Annotated in this window: 14 protein-coding genes; all 14 read right to left on the bottom strand. The window is 64.3% G+C overall.

What is annotated here, in order from left to right:
• Positions 1–69: 69 nt before the first annotated feature.
• A complete protein-coding gene (tssH, locus tag CK501_RS03085; RefSeq protein WP_095616245.1) occupies positions 70–2,709 on the bottom strand; it encodes a type VI secretion system ATPase TssH in 2,640 nt (879 codons plus the stop codon).
• Positions 2,710–2,715: 6 nt separating this feature from the next.
• Positions 2,716–3,690, bottom strand: coding sequence for a type VI secretion system baseplate subunit TssG (gene tssG / locus CK501_RS03080; RefSeq protein WP_095616244.1), 975 nt, complete (start codon positions 3,688–3,690; stop codon positions 2,716–2,718).
• Positions 3,687–5,501 carry a type VI secretion system baseplate subunit TssF gene (gene tssF, locus CK501_RS03075; protein WP_095616243.1) on the bottom strand — a complete coding sequence of 605 codons (1,815 nt, stop codon included), beginning with the start codon at positions 5,499–5,501 and terminating at the stop codon, positions 3,687–3,689. The genes tssG and tssF overlap by 4 nt, the downstream gene beginning before the upstream one ends.
• A complete protein-coding gene (gene tssE, locus CK501_RS03070) occupies positions 5,501–5,965 on the bottom strand; it encodes a type VI secretion system baseplate subunit TssE (protein WP_158223025.1) in 465 nt (154 codons plus the stop codon). Before tssE ends, tssF begins: the two co-directional genes overlap by 1 nt.
• The gene (locus CK501_RS03065; protein WP_095616242.1) at positions 5,952–6,761 is read right to left on the bottom strand and encodes a type VI secretion system accessory protein TagJ; all 810 of its coding nucleotides are present in this window, start codon (positions 6,759–6,761) and stop codon (positions 5,952–5,954) included. The genes tssE and CK501_RS03065 overlap by 14 nt, the downstream gene beginning before the upstream one ends.
• A 49-nt stretch (positions 6,762–6,810) precedes the next feature.
• The gene (gene tssC / locus CK501_RS03060; RefSeq protein WP_095616241.1) at positions 6,811–8,265 is read right to left on the bottom strand and encodes a type VI secretion system contractile sheath large subunit; all 1,455 of its coding nucleotides are present in this window, start codon (positions 8,263–8,265) and stop codon (positions 6,811–6,813) included.
• Positions 8,266–8,301: 36 nt separating this feature from the next.
• Positions 8,302–9,792, bottom strand: a complete 1,491-nt coding sequence (gene tssC / locus CK501_RS03055) for a type VI secretion system contractile sheath large subunit (RefSeq protein WP_095616240.1) — start codon at positions 9,790–9,792, stop codon at positions 8,302–8,304.
• Positions 9,789–10,301 carry a type VI secretion system contractile sheath small subunit gene (tssB, locus tag CK501_RS03050; RefSeq protein WP_095616239.1) on the bottom strand — a complete coding sequence of 171 codons (513 nt, stop codon included), beginning with the start codon at positions 10,299–10,301 and terminating at the stop codon, positions 9,789–9,791. The genes tssC (CK501_RS03055) and tssB overlap by 4 nt, the downstream gene beginning before the upstream one ends.
• 66 nt (positions 10,302–10,367) lie before the next feature.
• A complete protein-coding gene (gene tssA, locus CK501_RS03045; protein WP_095616238.1) occupies positions 10,368–11,501 on the bottom strand; it encodes a type VI secretion system protein TssA in 1,134 nt (377 codons plus the stop codon).
• A 14-nt stretch (positions 11,502–11,515) separates the two neighbouring features.
• On the bottom strand, positions 11,516–12,322 hold the full coding sequence (locus tag CK501_RS03040) for a PP2C family protein-serine/threonine phosphatase (RefSeq protein ID WP_095616237.1): 807 nt from the start codon (positions 12,320–12,322) through the stop codon (positions 11,516–11,518).
• Positions 12,323–12,325: 3 nt separating this feature from the next.
• Positions 12,326–12,997 (bottom strand): type VI secretion system-associated protein TagF, encoded by a 672-nt coding sequence (tagF, locus tag CK501_RS03035; protein ID WP_095616236.1) that lies wholly within the window; start codon positions 12,995–12,997, stop codon positions 12,326–12,328.
• Between the two features lie 12 nt (positions 12,998–13,009).
• Positions 13,010–16,507 carry a type VI secretion system membrane subunit TssM gene (gene tssM, locus CK501_RS03030; RefSeq protein ID WP_158223024.1) on the bottom strand — a complete coding sequence of 1,166 codons (3,498 nt, stop codon included), beginning with the start codon at positions 16,505–16,507 and terminating at the stop codon, positions 13,010–13,012.
• A gap of 15 nt (positions 16,508–16,522) precedes the next feature.
• Positions 16,523–17,797: a type IVB secretion system protein IcmH/DotU gene (gene icmH / locus CK501_RS03025; RefSeq protein WP_095616234.1), complete on the bottom strand. Its 1,275-nt coding sequence runs from the start codon at positions 17,795–17,797 to the stop codon at positions 16,523–16,525.
• A 23-nt stretch (positions 17,798–17,820) separates the two neighbouring features.
• Entirely contained in the window at positions 17,821–19,146 is a 1,326-nt protein-coding gene (gene tssK / locus CK501_RS03020; protein WP_158223023.1) for a type VI secretion system baseplate subunit TssK, read from the bottom strand.
• Positions 19,147–19,152: the final 6 nt, after the last annotated feature.

The raw sequence follows: 19,152 nt of genomic DNA, 5'->3' as shown, positions 1-19,152 counted from the left end.
CATGGCGGTTCGCTTCCCATCCTTACGGGAAGCAGTTATCCGGAGAGTTCCAACTCCCCGGAATCCGGCTCAGGCCTGAACGGGCGTATCCGTCCAGGCTGAATTCCTTTTCGATGGATCTGCGTCATCAACCGAGAGCTCGATGCGGAACGACCCGTTGTCGATGGACAGCGTCACGGTGCGGGGACTCTGTTCCCGGCCGAGACTTTCCAGAATCCGTGTCGACATCTCGGGCAGTACTTCCTGCTGCAGGATGCGCGGGATATTGCGTGCGCCGGACGTGCTCTCGGTGCAGCGATCCACAATGGCGTCGATGACGTCGTCGCTGTAACTCAATGGCGCCTCGTGATGACGCTGGATACGGTCGGCGACACGGCCCAGCTGCAGGCGCGCGATCTCGGCCAGTTGTTCCCGGCCCAGCGGGGTATAGGGCAGCACTGTCGTACGCCCGAGGAACGCTGGCTTGAAGGTGTTCAGCAGCTCATCCCAGATAGCATCCTTCAGGGCGTGGGGCCTGGGTGCCGTCATCTCATCCGCGTACAGGTCGTTGATCATTTCCGAGCCTGCATTGGAGGTCATCAGGATGACCGTGTTGCGGAAGTCCACGTCGCGACCTTCCCCGTCCCGGAGCATGCCCTTGTCAAAAACCTGGTAGAAGACGTCCTGGACGCCGGGGTGCGCCTTCTCCATTTCATCCAGGAGAATGACACTGTAGGGACGGCGCCGGACCGCCTCGGTCAGGACGCCACCCTCGCCATAGCCCACGTAGCCGGGAGGTGATCCGACCAGCTGGGAGACCTTGTGCTCCTCCTTGAACTCGGACATGTTGATCACGGTCATGTTGTCTTCGCTGCCGTAGACCTGCTCCGCCAGCGCCAGCGCGGTCTCGGTCTTGCCCACGCCGCTGGGGCCCACCAGCAGGAAAACACCGAGTGGCTTGCGCTCATCGGCGAGGTCCGCCCGAGCAATGCGGATGGTCCGGGCAATGTCGTCGATGGCGTGGTCCTGACCCCGCACCCGTTCCCGCAGGTGGTCTTCCAATGACAGGACACTGGCAACCTCATCCGCCTGCAGGCGCCCGAGCGGGATTCCGGTCCAGTCGGAAATCACCTCAGCGACAATCGGCTCGTCGACCTGCCAGTGCACCATGGGCGCGGTCCGTTCACCGAGGGCCTGCCGGAGCCTTTTCAGTTCTGTGACCGGTTCTTCGTCGCCGTCCTCGGCAATACGCCGGCCAAGTTCCCGGGCTTCGTTGACCTGCTCGCATTCGTGGTTCCAGGCAGATTCCAGCTCTTCCAGGGTCTGCTCCAGGTGGTGCAGTTCGGTGCCCAGCTCGTCCTGGCGCTGCCCATGCTCGACGCCGGTACGGGCCTCGGCGGCAAGCCGGTCGGCTTCCTCACGGAGACCCCGGTGTCTGGCGCGAGCCTGTTCAAGAGCCGCCGGCAAACTGGCCTGGCTCATCGCCACCCGGGCACAGGCGGTATCCAGAAGTGCCACTGCCTTGTCCGGCAACTGGCGGCCCGGGAGGTAGCGGGTCGACAGCCGAACGGTAGCGCCCAGCGCCGCGTCAGTCACGGCCACGTCGTGGTGAGCTTCCAAGGTCGGTGCCAGCCCACGCAGGATCCGCGTGGCGGTCTCCTCGTCCGGCTCGTCCACCGGCACGACCTGGAAGCGCCGGCTCAGGGCCGCATCTTTCTCAAAATACTTCTTGTATTCAGACCAGGTGGTCGCCCCGATGGTGCGCAGCTCGCCCCGTGCCAACGCCGGCTTCAGGAGATTGGCCGCGTCATTCTGGCCCGCCTGGTTGCCGGCGCCGATCATGTTGTGGGCTTCGTCAATGAAGAGGATCACCGGCTCGGTGGCGGCCTTCACCTCATCAATCACGCCCTTCAGCCGATTCTCGAATTCGCCCTTCACACCCGCACCCGCCTGGAGCAGCGCGAGATCCAGCGTCAGAAGCCGTGCCCGCGACAGTGCGTCCGGGACCTCACCATCGGCAATACGCCGCGCCAACCCCTCGACCACGGCTGTCTTGCCCACACCAGCCTCGCCGGTGAGGATCGGGTTGTTCTGGCGCCGCCGGGTCAGGATGTCGATCATCTGGCGGATCTCGTCATCGCGCCCCAGGACAGGATCAATCTCCCCGGCCTGGGCCTGTGCCGTCAGATCCACGGTGTATTGGGACAGATGCTGCTCTCGCCCCGAACTCGGCTGGGTCTGGTTCCCGGGAGAATCATCCAGCGTCTCGCGGAGTGTGGGCCAGTCGCCCAGAAGCCGTTGCGCGTCCAGCTGGTCCAGCTCCTTGGCATAGCGGGTGGCAAGCGCCGCCATGGCCGGATCCTGAAGCAGGCTGTAGAGCAGTGTAGCGCCGCGGATGGCGGCTTCCCCGAACTCGATGGAGGTATCCAGCCAGCACTGGCGCAGCAGGTCCACGAGCCGGGGCGACAGGCTGGGCGTGGCACCATTGCCCGTGCTGAACCCTTCCAGGGCCTGGTCCAACTGGCCTTCCAGCCGGCCGCAATCCATCCCGTAATGGTTGAGGATGCCGGTAATGTCCGGGTCCTGTTGTGTGAGCAACGCACGCATGAGGTGTTCCACCTCAACGCATTCGTGGGTGCGCTGGTGGCTCTGGCCCACCGCCGCTTCCATGGCCTGGCGGGTGGACGGGTTCATGCGCTCCACGAGCGCCTTGAGTGTCATTGATGACATGGCGGGTTACTCCTTCCCTGGCCTGAATCCGATCTCCAGGGGCTGTTCCGGCTCCTGGAACGCCCCGATGAAACTGTTTTTTCCCACGCGTGCGTGGCCATCCAGCCGTGCCCCGGTCACCATCGCGGTACGGGCCCGCACCCGGTAATGCAGAACTGTCTGTCCTCCTACCAGTTTCCGGCTCAGCCGCTCCATCACCGGGCTGAGGGCGCCACCCGGCAGAAGGGAACGAAGCTGGGTTTCCTTCTCCGCATGAAAGGTGACCCGCACCCCGTGATCGGCGATCCATACCCGCTTTCCGAGCATGGCTTCCCCTAGCCGGGCATGCTGGCCACCCGGGCGCGAGGCATCAGGAAGACGGGTCTGGTCCGCCTCGGCCACATCCGCCCACTCGCCCTGCAACGGCGTAACCGTCACCGGCATACCACACAGGTCCTCGAGACAGTGGCGCAGCATGCTGGCGGATCGGGGGCCACGCGCCAGGGCGGCGCCGTAATGGATATCCAGTTCCGTCTCCGCCCCGGTCAGCGCCCCCAGGACCGTGGTGAATGCATCCGCTTCGGTTCTTTCCTGCTGCACCGCGGGTTGGGTCTTTTCCCAACTGCGGTAGAGCAGCGACAGGAGCCGATGATTGAACATGTCCAGAAAGTCCCGCAGCGCGGGCGACCGGGACCGGACCTGTGCCAGCACCATCTCGGTGTAGTGGGAGGGCAGCGCTCCCCGGGCACCGGTAAGGCCAAGACTGTCCACGGTCAGTTCGCCCCGGCTGACTCCCTCCTCCAGCTGTTCCTCGTGCGTCGCCACCAGGTCTGACCCCACGAAGCCCATGTGCTGGCTGGTGCGGAACCGGACCAGTTCCTGGCTTGGCCAACCGTCATGGCCCACGCGCCGGTAGGCGGAACGACGCTCCGGGATCTGGCGCTGGAGGCGCCAGACCGTGCGGAAGAAATCCTGCTCACCGGTCATTGCTTCCACGTTCATAGCAGCGTCTGCTCCCCGGCCCGGGCAGGCCAGACGTGGTAATCCTGGTTCTGGCCACTGAGCCGTACCCGCAGGCGGGTGAAACTGTTCAGCTGGGCGAAGTGGGCGAAGAACCGGTCCAGAACGGCAGCGAACAGGTAGATGCTGGTGCCGGCGTAGCTCGGACGCGAGAAAGTGATCACCACGTCACTGCCACGGCATACGCCCCGCTGGACGCCGCTTCCGACCCGCGCCACCGAGGGCTTGATGGCGACGTCTTCGATCCCGTCGATCAACGTGCGGGTTTCCGGTGTCTTGCGGAAGTCATGAAGCTGGAGCACGGTCCGTAGCCGATCCAGCGCATCCGGACCGTCGAAATGGGACAGTGTCAGGTGCTGGATGAACTGCCACCGACCGGCATTCCCGAGTTCGGGACGAACCGTTTCCGTCGGCGCCACAATGGCCTCCGCCCGCTCCACCCGGGACTCATCCACAGCCCGGAACCGGGTCGAACCACCGCCGAACGGAAGACTGGCGGGCAGGTTGCGATTACAGCACCGTGCCCGAACGGCGAGCGTCTCGTCGCGCGGCAGTGACGCACGATCCTGCTCCACGCAACGATGGTCCACCAGGCTCAGCCAGGCGTCTGTTCCCGGTTCATTGCGGCCACCGGCCCATTCCGCCTGCTCACGGTGCAGGTGCCAGTAGACGTTCATCGTGTTCTGCCATTTAGGGTGGCCACGACCGTAGTAGGGCGCCAGTTCGCGCGCCCTGCCATCGCGCAGCAGCTCCACGCGCTCCAGATCCACCACCTCGCTCACGTCACTATCGCCATAGCGGGGAGCCAGACGGTGGCGGTACTCACCCTCATCAGCCCGCACTGGTTCAAGCCGGTCACTGAACAGGTTCACCACCGGTGTGCACCAGAGACGCATGTGGTCCGCAACAAACCGCTTTTCCTGTTCCTCGGACCCTTCGCCGAGGTAGAGGTACAGATCCACTTCCCGGCTGTCCGGCCACTGGTCTTCAAGTCCTTCCAGATGGACAAACAGGAACTTTTCCGGGAACAGAAAATATTCCGTCAGCAGGCGGTAGCCGGTGAATCCACGCTGCCCCCAGGGCACCAGCGCCTCGTCGTCGTCAAAGCCAACGGGGCGCAGGACGTCACCCGGAAAGAAACGGACCTGGCGTTGATCGTTCACCGGCACCATGGCACAGCCCAGGCCAGTACGATGGATCAGGTCGTAAAGCTCGTGGCTCTGGTGCGACTGACCGTGCAGGTAGAAACGCAGCCAGGGGGTATTGAGGTCCTGCAACGACGCCCGGGCCTGCAGGCGCAGGCGGATGATGCTGCGGGCACCCGTTACCCGCGGATGACGAGGTGCCTGGAAGGGGCTGTTCTCGAACGCACCCTCTGTCACCTCAATCGGCCCCACGGCCTGTTCGCCCCGGCCTTCGAAACGGCATTTCGGGTGTTCCCTGGAAACCGTTTCGAAGGCCACACCCTGTTCCAGCGGGGCAATGGATTTCAGCGCCGGTGCCGGTGTCATCTGGAGGATACTCATGGACGGAATCGGTGCCTGGTAATCCGGATACAGTGTGCCCATGAGCACGTCCGCCAGCTCGGTGAAGTGGCCGTCCAGGCGCTGCCGGACCTGGGCGGACAGAAAAGCCACACCCTCCAGGAGCCGGGAAACATGGGGATCCTCAACCGACTCCTCGCTCATCCGCAGATGCCCGGCGACACGCGGATAGGCCTCGGCGAATTCAGCGCCCTGACGCCGGAGATAGGCCAGTTCCCGGTTGTAGTACTGAAGCAGTTCATCACCCATCACGCGCACTCCCTGAGCGTTACCGAAAGGTTCACCGGTTCCAGTTCCGAATCAAATGCCACGGGCTGCGGTACGGGTTCGACCAGCAGGATCCCCTCGATGCGCAGTCGCAGGTAGCGATCCATGGGGGTATCCGTATCCCGCATCACCACGTCGACCCGGGCCAGGCGCGGCTCGAACCGCCGGATCGTCCGCCGGACTTCCTCGCAGAGCCATTGACGGCCGTCCTCGGTGCTGAGCTCCATGACCGTGAAGTCCGGTAGCCCGTAGCCCAGTACCGATTGGTCCAGCTCCGAGCCGAACGCTTGGAGCGGCAGCCAGCTGCGCCGGGCATTCAGAAGCCACTCCAGGTCCCGGCGCACGGATTGACGGATCCGGGCCAGACTCGGCCGGACCGCACCGTCCTCCAGGAGTCGGTCAAGCAGGCTAAGCTGCAGCCCGTTACGGGCATCAGACGGTTTCATGATCGGCCCCGGCCCGGGTCTGGCGTTCCAGCTCCAGCCGGCCATCCAGTGGCACCGCCTCATCGCCCAGCAACAGCAGCTTGAGCCCGACCCCCGTGACAACCCCGGGTGCGCGCTCCACCCAGTCCGTCTCACGGCCGAGTTTCTGAGCATCCGTTTCGCTGGTTGCATAGGTCAGCGGCAGCAGTACCTCGCCGTGGGAGCCGCTGCTCAGAGCCACGCGGGCGCGTCGCCATACCCATTCAAGCGGGGAGGCGGGCGCCTCGAAGTGGATGCTCTCCAGCTCGTCCCACTGCCAGAGATAGAAATGGCCGTCCGTTCCCAGTGCCTCAAGATAGCCGTTGAGGGTGTCATCACAGTCGCGGACCGGGCCCGCCTGATCGCCGCGTTGGAAACAGGCCGTCGACCGGGTCTCCTCCAGCGCCCTGGCGGCTTCGCCGGCCGCTTCCATGTCACCACTGCCAATCCCGGCATGGAGCTTGAGGAGCGCCTCCAGGGAAGCCCCCGGCGTGGCCACAACACCGTCGGCGAGCTGCCCCTCACGCAGGGCCAGCCTTGCCTGCTGGGCCCTGAGGAGCTGGCGCAGATTGGCCGCCCCGGCAAGCCAGTCCGGATGATGGCGAGCCAGGTGCTCCAGTACCTGGTCGGCGCGCTGGAGGTCGTTGGCAATGCACAGCAGTTCCACCAGGCAGGCCCGCCAGTCACTGGCGGAAGGCGCCTCCCGGAGGTGGTCCTGGATGACTTCAATGGCCGGTGTCAGTTCACCGGCGGACAGGTACTGCCTGATGGGTTCCATATCCCTGGTCCTGTTCGTCCGTGCATTTCCCGGGCCTGTTGCCCGGCGATCAGTTGTGTATCGGTGTCAGCTCGGTGATCAGGCGCATGCTGGTCACCAGCTGATCCAGCTGGAAATGCGGCTGCAGCCGGATCACCGAATCGTAACGCCCTGGCTGCCCGGGCCTTGGCCGCACCGAGACACTGGCGCTGCGCAGCGGGAAGCGGGCCCGCATCTCATCCGAAGCGCCTTCCGTGGCCATGGTGTAGCGGTGCAGCCAGCGCTGGAGCTGGGTTTCGCATTCCTCCGGTGAGCGGTATCCGCCCACCCGGTCCCGGCCCATCACCTTCAGGTAATGCGCGAAGCGGGAGACACAGAGTGTGTAGTGCAGCATCGCTGCCAGCCGCGCGCTCACCTGGGCCTCGCCCTGGTCGTAGTGCGCGGGCTCCTGAATGGAGGGCACCGAGTGCAGCACCAGCATCTCCGTGTTCACCAGCGGCAGCAGCGGAATGAAGCCCTGGTCCGCCAGGACCCGCTCCATACGGTCACTGATCTGCCACTCCACCGGGCTCCGGGTCGGAAAGATCCGCCCCGCCGAGGACAGCGTCTGGACCCCGGGCAGATTATCCACCGTGCCATGGGCTACCCGTCCTTCCCGGTATCCACGGATCTGCGCGAACCAGCCTGAATGGCAGAAGGCCCGGATCGCGACGGTACCCACTGCGAAACAGGCCGGCCCCCACAGGTAGTCCCTGTCCGGCGAATCCCCCTTCTCACGGAACCGGAAGGCTTCCGGCCCAGGTCCCGCGTCCGCATAGGGGCGCCGCATCAGCATGCGGGGCATGGCGAGCCCCAGGAATCGGGCGTCCTCGCTGCGCCGCAGGGAGCGCCAACGCACCAGTTCCGGTTGCTCGAAATGACTCTCCAGATCCATGACGCTCGCCAGCTCGGCGAACCGATCCACCCCGAAGAAGCTCGGATCCGCGTTCAGGATCAGCGGCGCAAACGCTGCGGCTGCCACCCGCGCCAGCTCGCCCAGGGTCTCCAGGTTCGCCTGGCCACCCTGAACCCTGTGGCTCACGCTGTAGGCGCCGAGCAGTAACCCGAAGGGTTCACCGCCCGGGCTGCCGAACTCCTCGGAATAGAGCCGTGCGAACAGCTGGGACTGGTCGAACTCGATCGCACGGGCCAGATCCCGACTCAGTTCACTCCATTCCAGGTCCAGCATCCGGATTCGGACAAGTCCCTCGGTATCATCATGGGCCGCCTGTTCGGTCAGCAGCTGGACGCCGCGCCAGTTCGCCTCCAGTGCCTGGAACGTCGGCTGGTGCAGGATGGCGTTAACCTGCTCGTTCAGGCGCGCATCCAGTTCCTCCAGCGCTCCCACCAGCAGTGCCGTCACCTGATCCCGATCCCAGTCGGTTTCCGGCGCCCGGATGGCAAGGCGCTCCACCAGTTCAGCAACCGTGGTCACCTCGGCCAGCGCTACTGCCGTAATACCTGCCTTGAACTCTGCACTACCCATGACACGTCCCTGTCACGACGGTTTTACCCTGTGGCCTCAGCCGGCCTCCGGAATCTTCGCCACCATCCGCAGCGAGGTGGACAGTTCCTCCAGCTGCAGCCAGGGCCGGAGCCAGGCGACAGCGTTGTAGGAACCGGGCCGCCCCGGAATCTCTCGGACTTCCACTTTCGCATCCGCCAGCGGATACCGTGCCCGGATGTCCTGGCCGCCGCCCTCGGAACCGTTCACGTAGTTGAGAATCCAGCGGTTGAGCCAGTTCTCCACATCTTCGGCCTCCATGAAGGAACCGATCTTGTCCCGCGCCATGACCTTCAGGTAGTGCGCAAAACGCGAGGTCGCCATCAGGTAGGGCAGGCGTGCGGAGATCGCCGCGTTGGCGGTGGCGTCCGGGTTATCGAAGACCTTGGGCTTCTGGCACGTCTGGGCGCCGAAGAACACCGCGTAGTCCGTGTTCTTGTAATGGCACAGCGGCAGGAAGCCGAGTTTACTCAGTTCCGCCTCGCGCCGGTCGGTGATGCCGATCTCGGTCGGGCACTTCAGATCCGGATCGCCGTCATCGCTCTGGAAGACGTGGGTCGGCAGGCCCTCGACCTTACCGCCGCCCTCCGCGCCCCGGATGGCGGTACAGAAGCCGTACTTGGCAAACGCCTGGGTCAGGCGGGTGCCCATGACGTAGGCCGCGTTCATCCAGCAGTAGTCATTGTGGTCGGCCGCCACGGACATGCCGGAATCCGCGTCCATCTCGAACTCCTCAAAGTTGAACGCCTCCACCGGCTGGGTCGCGGAACCGTAGGGCAGACGCGCCAGCACCCGGGGCATGGTCAGGGTCACGAACCGGGAATCGTCACTCTCGCGGAAGGAGCGCCACTTGGTGTATTCCACGGATTCGAACACCTTCTCGAGGTCGCGGGGCTTGGTCAGCTCGGTCCAGTCATCGAACCCAAAGAGCCCCGGACCGGAGGAGGCAATGAAGGGACAGAAGCCGGATGCCGCCACATTGGACATCAGGCTCAGGGTCTCCATGTCCGTGGGATGATTGCTGAACTCGTAGTCGCCGATCAGCGCACCATAGGGTTCGCCGCCGGGCGTGCCGAACTCGGACTCGTAGATCTTCTTGAAGGTCTGGCTCTGGTCGAACTCAACCGCCTTGGACAGATCCTTGTGCAGCTCCTTCTTGCTCACGTTGAGCACCCGGATCTTTAGACTCGAGCTGGTTTCCGAGTTCATCACCAGGTGCTGGAGCCCACGCCATGAGCCTTCCAGCTTCTGGAATTCCTCGTTGTGCATGACCTCGGAGAGCTGGCTCGAGATCGCCTCATCGATGGCAGCAATGGCCTGGTTGAAGGTGACGTTGAGGTTCTTGTTCCAGGTCACCGTGCCCTTCATGGCCTCATCGGTGAGCGTGCGGATCAGCTCCCGTGCCCGGTCGCTTTCCGTCTGCTTGGTGGCCCCGATGGCCTGGTCCAGAAGGCTCAGGCTTTCGCCTTCCTCCGTGACAGCTTCCTGAGTCTGCTCTTCAGCACTCATTCCGAATCCTCCCCTTCCCTGGTTCCCAGTTCGCTGTTCAGGCTGTTCAGGTCCTCGGAGTTGCTGAGAACCCGCTCCAGCAGTTCCTCGAGCTCTTCAGAGCGATCCACCTTGGTCATCAGGTCCCGCAGCTTGTTACGGGTTTCCATGAGCTCGCGCAGCGGCTCCACCTGGTTCACGATGGCCTCGGGCTCGAAGTCTTCCATGCGGTTGAACTCAAGCTCCACCGCCATCTGCGAGTCATCATCGGAGAGCTTGTTATCCACCTTCATCGACAGCTTCGGGCTCATGCGACGCATGACGTCGTCGAAATTGTCCCGGTCAATCTGGATGAAGCGGCGATCCTTGAGCGGTTTCAGGTCGGTGTTGTTGTTGCCCGAGAAGTCACCCATGACGCCGACCACGAAGGGCAGCTCCTTCTTGACCATGGCGCCCTCGGTCTCAACATCATAGGTGATGTGGACCCGCGGCTTGCGGACTCTTGAAAGCTTGTCGTGGACGCTTTCCATGTCGGTTTCTCCTTGTCGTCCTCCTGGAATGGCAGCCCGACGTTTCTGTCAGGCCCGGTACGGCGTTCAGCCCTCGGCATCCTGCAACGGCACCCCGGTCATACGGGCAAAGCCGTCACGAACACTTTTATCCTCAATCAACTCCTGCATCAGTTCCGGTAACGGCAGCTCGCTCCAGCGCACGGCCTGGTCAATGGCGTAGGATACGGGCGAGTGTGGCTCGGTCTGCCGGAAGAAAGCAGCCAGTTCACGCAGCTGTTCCAGAGCCCGCGCGCGGCTGTCGATGGCGACCCGCACGGGGTCCTGTACCGGTGTGATATGACCCTGATCGGCATCCCCCTCGGAGGGGGCCGTGCCGTCATCACCCGTTTCGGAAGCGGCAGCAGCACGGGCGCGCTCGAGGCGCTCCCCGGCATAATGGGTGAAAATGCTTCGGCAGCGTTCCAGTGCGGAGCGGATGTGGCTGGTGGGCTGGGGATCACCCTCCATGGCCCGGTCCATGGCCTCACTCAGAGCGGCAAACGCGTTCAATGCCCGGTCAATGGCTCCGGATAGCGCCTGCAGGTCACTCAGGGGCGTTTCCCGCACGGACCGTGACACCTCCTCCTCCAAGGGGACGCCCGCCGCGATGCGCTGTTGGGCCTTCTGTTCATCCAGGCGCGTCATCTCCGCTGCCTGCTCCAGCTGCCAGGCGGCAATCCACCCGGATTCCGGGTGCGCCAGCACCGGGAGCTCCAGAATCGGCTGGATCAGGGTTCCCTCGGCATCGCCCCCATTGAGTCCGACCAATGGGGCCATACGGGTGGTCATGCCCTCTTCATCGGGCAACGGGTGCAGCTGTTCCCAGTGATGCTCGAGCATGGAACGCGCAAGGTCGAAGCCCTGGGCCAACCCCTCGAAACCCTGCTCGCGGCACAGCGCCTCAATGTACCAGGCGACCAGCTCAAGGTCCTTGCTGCGTTCGGCCAGAAGATCTGGAATCCGCTCTGCCAGCTCCCGCCACTGGGTCGGGTCGCCTGTCTCGCCATCGATCTGGCGTTCACGCTCAAGGGCGCGCGCCTGGCTGCGGAGGTCTTTCAGATGGAAATAGGGGGCGTCCGGGGCATCATCCTCGCGGGTATCATCACCGCAGGGCCGCGCCTCGGAAATCGGTCTGAGGAGTGCTTCGAAGTCGAAGAGAGGTGTCGCAGTATCGTCCATAACCCGCACGCACTTTATCCCTGTGTCGTTCCTCGCGGCATCCGTACCGGTATGGTGGCATCCGGATCCCGCGCTTCCCTGATAGCGTCATGATGATAACCACTCGTTTCGGCTTTGACCAGAAGGCAGGTGATGTTATCGCTGCATCTGTTAACCAGTGCCGAATAGAGCATGGCATCGTTCGCATCCTGAAGGCTGCTGTTGCTCAGGAACCGGTGCAGCTGATCGTCCGCGAACTCGTCACTGATGCCATCACTGCACAGCATGAACAGGTCTCCCGGCTGTGCCTCCCCCTGCCTCCGCTCCAGTTCGATCCGTGGTTCCACGCCGAGCGCGCGCGTGACCACATGCGCCAGCGGATGCCCACGGGCATTCTCACGCGCGAGCATGCCGGCACGGATCATGTCATTGACCTGGCTGTGGTCCTCCGAAAGCTGCTCCAGACGTTCCGACCGCAGCCGGTAACAGCGGCTGTCCCCGGCCCACAACAGCTGGTAGCGACCATCACGGATCTGCAGCGCCACCAGTGTCGCCCCCAGTGTGCCCCCCTTGAGGGAACGGGTGCCGTAATCCCGGATCACCTCATTGGCCGTCTGAAGCGAATGCGCAAGGTGGTCAGCGTCATAGGCGGCGGCACCGGTCCGCGCGAGATCGCGGGCAACGGTGTCGCAGATGATGCGGCTGGCCACGTCTCCGGCACTGTGTCCGCCCATACCGTCAACCACCAGCCAGAGGCCAGCCTCGGGCCAGGCCCGCCAGGCATCCTCGTTGTGCTCCCGGGTTCCTCCCTGATGGGTGAATCCCACCGACGTCAGTTCCATGACCTACTCCACCATCACGCCCTGTCGCCAGCCATGTTCCCGCCACTGTCCGGCAATCATGGCCGCGAACTGGCCCACCTGGGGCAGCCCCTCGGTCAGCAGGGTGGCGGGCTCCACAAAAGCGGATCCCTGTGTCCACCAGAGCACCCGGCCACGGCGGACACCGAACACAGCCGTCAGCCAGTCTTCTTCCCGGGCTTCGCCGGGGAGCATCAGGTTCCCCTCCCCGTCCGGCCACTGGAGACGGTTCACCTCGGCGGTCGGGCCAGTGATGCCATCCAACCCCCGATACCAGAGGGACTCGTTCCAGTCGTCCTCAAGCACGGCCAGAACCCGCTCCTCCATGGCACTGAACCATTCGGGCTGACGCCAGGCATCCAGCAGGGTACCGTCATGGGGGCCAGCCACCAGGAACGGAAAATGCCGCCCGACCCGGTCTACCGAGGGGATCAGGGTTCCGATCATGCCGCCTTCGCCCAGGGCACCCGGACCCGCCGCGAAATGCCAGATCGGGCAGGTCAGGTAGGCATCCAGCCACTGTTCGCCGAGCTGCTCACGGCTGACCGCCAGAGCAGCCTGGCACCACTCGAACCAGCGTTCGCGCAGCTCTCCGGGCAGCCCCTGCACAATGAAATCACCGCGACTGGGAACCTTACCCATATAACCCCATTCCATGATCACTCTCCCTTAAAGGTCTGGCGGCAGCCAGAACGGTTTGAACAGATCCCGGCTGAATGGATGGCGGACGGAGTCAGCGGTGAGCTCAAATGCGGCGCTGTAGCCATCCATCTCCACGGTAACGTCGCGACTCCGGCCGCTGCCCGTGAGAGCGCCGGCGGACTGAAGAAGACGGAAAACCGACCACTCGCCCTGATAGCGTCGGCGCAATGGCGCCGCACCCTCTGCGCCGGGTTTCAGGGACAGCGTCGAAATGCCGGCGTCCGCTTTCAGAGGCCAGTGGAAGCCCTGTTCACGCTCCGGGCCATGCCGGTACACCAGGGTCTGGTCACCCAGAGCCAGGTCCAGACGGGTCACGTCCGCATCCAGCTGTGTGGGACGAAGGCTGAATCCAACCGCCAGACCGCCACCATCCGGATTGAAAAAGGCGCTCCGGATGCGTTCGGCATGCTCGAGCAGCCGCAGGGTCCGGGGCTGGATGTCGAGGCCCCCGGTCACCTTCCAGGGCGAACTGGAGCGGTCAATCCGCCCGGCCAGATGCTCCTCCACGAAGGCGTCCAGAGTGCCGCCATAATCGAAGAAGCGCACAAAATCCTGAAGCGCGATTGACTCGGAGGCATCAAGGTCCACCGGGTAATGACCGGAAATGGCCTCGCGGTACTCAGCATAGACCTGGCTCCGCCACAGCTCATTGAGGTTCCGGGTTCGCGAGGCCTGATCAAGACGGCGTCCATCCTGCAGGAAACCACTGAACAGAGCGCCGAGGCTGTCGGACTCCGTCCCGTCCACGGTTTCATGGAGTCCGTTCACCGCCTTGCGGAAATCACCCTGTGCCAGTCCGGCCTCGCCTTCTCCCAGATGGTCCGCAATGGTGTCGGCATTGTCGCGCAATGACTGGTAGGTTTCTGACGGGACCTCATGGAGCTCACTGAAGGCGTCATCCACGGGTGTGGAAGGCGCTTCATCCGTCCCCTCGTCCGCTGGCATCAGGCTGCTGAGGCGCGGACCACGGCCACTGGCCCGGTCCGCCACGCGCCCTGCCTGCTCGGAAGCGGCGTCGGCCAGCTCACCACCTTTGGACTCCAGTACGGGGGCCAGCCGGGTGTTGTGGGTCACCGCCTTCATCAGCCGCTCGACAGGAGCTTCCGGACCCGCAATGGCTGCGGCGATACGGGCGCCTTCCGCCTGCTGCTCATAGGAACGGATACGCAGATCCATCAGGAGGTCACGCCAGCGATAGACGTAGTCCCTGAAATAGCGGTCGCGTACGCCCTGCTTCAGTGCGGCTTCGTCCAGGTTCCGGAACGGGGCGCTGTCCTCGCCGTAGACCCAGGATTCCGCCAGAAGGCGCTGCGAAACCTGCTCGAGCCCGGGCCGGAACAGACCCTCAAACCCATTGCGGGTATAGAGGGCGGGTATGGGCTCATCCAGGGGTTTGCCGGAACGGCGCTCAAACACCCTGTCCGCGACCGAACCGAGGACCAGCGGCAGCCGGAAATCGGGAAAATCCGAGGCCCGCGCACTGAGCCGGATCCGCTCATAGGCCCGCTCGTCCACGGGCAGGCGTGCGAGCTGCTCCCGCGCCTTTCCGACGCGTTCACTGTCCAGCGCCATCCTGTGCCCCAAGGCCAGATAGCGGTCCAGATGCTCCTGCAACCGTGTACGTGTTGATTCATTCGCGGATCCGGCCAGTTCCTGCTCCAGCCAGGCTTCAAACCAGTCACGCACCTGCTGTGGCTCGAGATGCTGATGCTGGTTCAGCATCAGGTAGGTCTTGAGTGTCTCGTAAAGGTACTCCGTGTTTTCCGGGTTCTCGGCAAGTGCCTGCTCCAGGGCCTCCCGGAGGTGGCTGCTGAAATGATGCTGAAGCAGCCGCCCATAGGCGCCCTCGCCCAGCTGGCTGAGCCGTGCTCCCTGATCAAGCCCCACGTTGCGGGGGCCCCCTTCGGGAAAACCGGTATCGGCCACGCCTGGCAGAGAAGCCGCCCGGGAAAGCAGCTGCTCCAACCGGACCCAGTTCTCCGGACCGGCCTCATCGGCCTTTTCCACCTTCTCCAGGTCCTGCTCGTAGTCGACGATCAGCGCCCTGTTCCACTGATAGCTGAATGCCCAGGCCATGCCACTGCCGGCCATGACCAGTGCGAGAACCGCAACCACACCGCGCTGCAGCCAGCGCAGACGCCAGCGGTGCTGGCCATCAGGACGAACCAGCCCGTGCTCGGAAAAGACAATGCTGTCGAAAAGACGACGGAGAAAGAACCCGTTAGGCGAGATACCCACGGTCTCCGGCTCCGCTCGCGCGGGTGTGATACCGAACTCGTCGTCCACCAGCTGCGACACCCGGTCATAACCATGTTGCGCCTGTTCGGCGGAAACCAGGTAGATCCCCCGCAGCTGTGCCGTGTCCTCGTAGGCGGACGGGCAGAAAACCTCACTGATCAGATTCCACACCGGCGCGCGCAGCAGCGCTACCTGTTTGGGGAAATGATACAGCCGGCGGGTGGCCCCGGTGGTACGTTCCTGCTGGACCCGGTGGAGCGAGAAATGGCTCAGGCGTTCAATCAGCCCGTCAAACGCCTCGCTGAACCGGGCAGCCAGCGCCTCGCTGTCCGGAGCCGGCTCCAGCTCGAAGGTCATGCCCAGAACCTCGTCGCGTTCGGCCTCCGTCAGCATGCCGAAGGTTTCGGTGAACCCCTCGAGAAGATCCGTCTTGGTCAGTACGACATAGACCGGAAAGATAACGCCCAGGCGGTTTCTGAGCTCCTGCACGCGCTGCTTGAGCGCACGTGCATGCAGGGCTCTTTCCGTGGGGGTCTGCTCCAGAAGATCGGCCACACTGATCGACAGAATGGCGCCATTGATGGGCTGGCGCGGGCGATAACGGCGCAGAAGCCCCAGGAAGGACTCCCAGCCCCTGGCATCCCGCCGGTCAGCGCTTTCCTGGGCGGTATAGCGTCCCGCCGTATCAATCACCACGGCGCGGTTGGTGAACCACCAGTCGCAGTTGCGGGTACCACCGACGCCACGCACTGATTCCACACCCATCCGGTCCCGCAGGGGGAAATCCAGCCCGGAATTGAGCAGAGCGGTGGACTTCCCGGAACCCGGCGCCCCGATCAGGATGTACCAGGGAAGATCGTAGACTGACCGGAAACGCCCCGGCCGCCAGCGCCGCACCAGGGCCAGCGCTTCCCGCAGACGCTCACGCTGCTCGCTGACCTCCTCCTGCAGCAGCTCGTCTCCGTCATTGTCAGCGATCATCTCACTGACCACTTTCTCGTTATCCGCCCGCTGACGACGGGCCCGCCAGAGGGCAACCCCCAGACCAACCACAAGCAGACACAACAGGAACACCAGGCGGGACGCAACAGACCCAAGTGGCGTCCAGCCGGCGATCGCCACCAGCGGCCCACCGAACCATATGAGCAGCAGCAACGCCACCACCGCGAGGCTGATCAGAACGCCACGCAACGTGATCCACTTACCGAGAGAACGCATCCATGCCATCAGGCGCATATTCACCTACCTTGGTGTCAGGGTGATGACCACCCGTCGATTCCCTGCCCGGTGCTCGGGCGAGTCATTACTGAAACGGGGCTCCGCCGCACCGCGCCCCTCGGGCCAGAGCCGTCCCTCCAGCGCGCCCCGCTGCCCGAGGAAGTCCGCCACCGCGGTGGCACGCGCCAGCGACAGGTGCCAGTTGGAGGGATACTGTTCGCTGTTGATCGGGACATCATCGGTGTGGCCCGTGACCTGGATCAGGCTTTCGGTGCCTTCAAGGGCACGCGCGATCTTGCCCAGCAGGGGCTTGCTGGCCTCACGGATAGCGGCGGACCCCGGCGCAAACAGACCCTCATTCCCGAGAACCAGGCTGGCGCTGTTATCATCCGATTTCAGTGTGACCAGCCCACGTTCCATCTCGGTTCCCAGCACCTGCTCCAGATAGCCGGTATCCGGGCCCTGCCCCCCGGCTTCCCCGGTGGTGGTCGCAGGCGGAACACCAACGGCGGCAAGCCGCTCGGCCACCGGCTGGGCATACTGTCCCAGGGCATGGGTCAGCCCCAGGTAGACCACCAGAAGCACACCGCCGGCAATGGCCGTCAGTGACCACAGCGGAATGCGGTGAACCGGACTGTTGCCGGTAAAAACGCGCTTGTCCCACCCCGACTCAAAGGGCTCCCCCTGGGCCTCACCATCCTGGGCTATTTCCCGGTAAAGGCCGTTACGCAGCACTTCCAGCTGCTCCGAACCACGCTCCTCCACACGGAACCGACCCCGGAAGCCCAGAGCCAGGCAGAGGTACTGGAGCCGCATCAGGGGGCGATTACCCTCTCGCCTGGCCTGATCCACGCGTTCGAAGAAATGGGTGCCGGCCCAGGTCTGGGAATGGAATTCGGAAAGCAGCGAACTGGCAGCCCAGTCACTCGCCTGGCCCCACTCACTGTGGAGAACCAGTTCGTCGATCAGGGCACACAGGCAGTAGGAAGCGGTATCCACCGTATCCGGGCTGACTTCCTGCTTCGCGAGCGCGCGCTGATACTCGGCGACAAGGCCGGTACACTGGCGTTTGAGCGCCGCAACGTCCGCCACGCCGTTGGCCTGCCCGAGCCGGTCGGCCAGCGAGAGAAGCCGGGAGGCCTCATCGCAGACCGGGTCCAGCCGGGTTGAGGGCAGACGCAGGTCGGAAGCTGCCGGCACGGCCCTTTGCGCCGCCACACGGGTGCCCTCATCCGCACTTTCCGGCAGGGGCTGGTTCCTGCTCCCCGGGCGGGGTTTCACAATGGTCTGATCCGTCATGACCGTGTTTCCTCAGTCCGTGATTAGCGGCGGATGGCCCAGAGCTCCAGTTCCAGGCCCGGATAGTGGCCGGATACGTGCACGGCCAGGCCACCGCTGTGCTGCAGTTGACGCCAGCGCTCACCACCGCTTTCCAGCATGAAGTAGTGGTAGCCCGCATGATACGGGATCTGGCGTGGTGCCACCGGGAGTGCGCTTACCGGAATACCGGGCAGGTGACTGTTCACCAGTTCACGGATGTGTTCCACGGGCCCAAGCTTGATCTGCGCCGGCAACCGGCGCCGGACTTCCTCGGTGCTGAGATCCGTACGCACCGCCAGGACCAGCTGGGCGTTCTCGAGCAGCGACTTGTCGTTCAGCGGCGCCACCCGGATGCCGTAGTCCGCCTCTTCCAGCTTCAGCGCCACCGCTGTTTCCTCGAGCACTGTACTCAGGGACTGGCTCAGTACCGCCCCCAGATCCCCGAAGGTTTCCGTCAGGGATTCATGCCGGTAGCACGGCAGTTCCGGAGGCCGCTTCTCGTTCCGGGTGAAGGTTGCAAGCTCGCCCGCCAGCGTCACCAGGGTACGGTAGAGTTCCTCCGGATGGACGCCGGAACTCCGGGTGCAGTGTTCCAGGGCGGGCTGCCAGCGGTTGAGGGTCTGCAGCATCATGATGTCGAAAAGCGTCTTGGACTGCTGGTTACCCTTCTGCATACGCCCTGCCAACGCCTCCCCACGCTGGCGGATCATCGCCAGCGTCTCGTTCAGAAGCGAGGTCAGTGCCGGAATACGCCCCACATCCAGGCAGGGCGGTATGAAGTGGCGGTCCAGGCGGACCTCCTTGTCGTTGGCCACTTCAATGATGCGCGCCACCGGGATCGCAACATAGCCGGCCATCTCCTCGCGCCCCAGACGCAGACAGGGGTTCAGGCGAGCCAGCCCTACCGTTTCCGGCTCCTGGCCCGCCAGGGATTCATCAGGCAGGGGCGCGTCCCGGATCACGAACCGGGCCACGGATCCATCGTCTTCCCCGGCAATGTTGGTGCCGCCCTGGCGCTCAATGGGCAGCGCCAGATACACCAGCTCGTCACGGGCGTCCGCGGGCACCTCAAGGACGAGGCCCGCATTACCGTCCAGGCTGAACGGCATCCCGTCCGGAAAGACACCACTGGCACTGACCACACCGAACTGACCAAGGTGAAGGTGCTGGTCATCCAGGCTGAGCTCGCTCACCCCGTACCCACGGGGGTTCAGATGAAAATGGCGGAGCCGGGCTGCGTGGTACAAAAACCGGTCCTGCTGCTGGAAATGCTGCGGTCGGAGAAGCATCCCCTCCGACCAGGCCACCCTGGCCATCGCGTCCGTCATGGTTAC

The sequence above is a fragment of the Halovibrio salipaludis genome, assembly GCF_002286965.1.
GTDB lineage: Bacteria > Pseudomonadota > Gammaproteobacteria > Pseudomonadales > Oleiphilaceae > Halospina > Halospina salipaludis.
The sequence above is the reverse complement of the archived record's forward strand: the minus strand, read 5'-3'. Positions and strand labels throughout refer to the sequence as shown.

Coding starts and splice junctions, on each gene's coding strand:
- tssH (WP_095616245.1), bottom strand. CDS start 2,709: ATGTCATCAATGACACTCAAGGCGCTCGTGGAGCGCATGAACCCGTCC.
- tssG (WP_095616244.1), bottom strand. CDS start 3,690: ATGAACGTGGAAGCAATGACCGGTGAGCAGGATTTCTTCCGCACGGTC.
- tssF (WP_095616243.1), bottom strand. CDS start 5,501: ATGGGTGATGAACTGCTTCAGTACTACAACCGGGAACTGGCCTATCTC.
- tssE (WP_158223025.1), bottom strand. CDS start 5,965: ATGAAACCGTCTGATGCCCGTAACGGGCTGCAGCTTAGCCTGCTTGAC.
- CK501_RS03065 (WP_095616242.1), bottom strand. CDS start 6,761: ATGGAACCCATCAGGCAGTACCTGTCCGCCGGTGAACTGACACCGGCC.
- tssC (WP_095616241.1), bottom strand. CDS start 8,265: ATGGGTAGTGCAGAGTTCAAGGCAGGTATTACGGCAGTAGCGCTGGCC.
- tssC (WP_095616240.1), bottom strand. CDS start 9,792: ATGAGTGCTGAAGAGCAGACTCAGGAAGCTGTCACGGAGGAAGGCGAA.
- tssB (WP_095616239.1), bottom strand. CDS start 10,301: ATGGAAAGCGTCCACGACAAGCTTTCAAGAGTCCGCAAGCCGCGGGTC.
- tssA (WP_095616238.1), bottom strand. CDS start 11,501: ATGGACGATACTGCGACACCTCTCTTCGACTTCGAAGCACTCCTCAGA.
- CK501_RS03040 (WP_095616237.1), bottom strand. CDS start 12,322: ATGGAACTGACGTCGGTGGGATTCACCCATCAGGGAGGAACCCGGGAG.
- tagF (WP_095616236.1), bottom strand. CDS start 12,997: ATGGAATGGGGTTATATGGGTAAGGTTCCCAGTCGCGGTGATTTCATT.
- tssM (WP_158223024.1), bottom strand. CDS start 16,507: ATGGCATGGATGCGTTCTCTCGGTAAGTGGATCACGTTGCGTGGCGTT.
- icmH (WP_095616234.1), bottom strand. CDS start 17,797: ATGACGGATCAGACCATTGTGAAACCCCGCCCGGGGAGCAGGAACCAG.
- tssK (WP_158223023.1), bottom strand. CDS start 19,146: ATGACGGACGCGATGGCCAGGGTGGCCTGGTCGGAGGGGATGCTTCTC.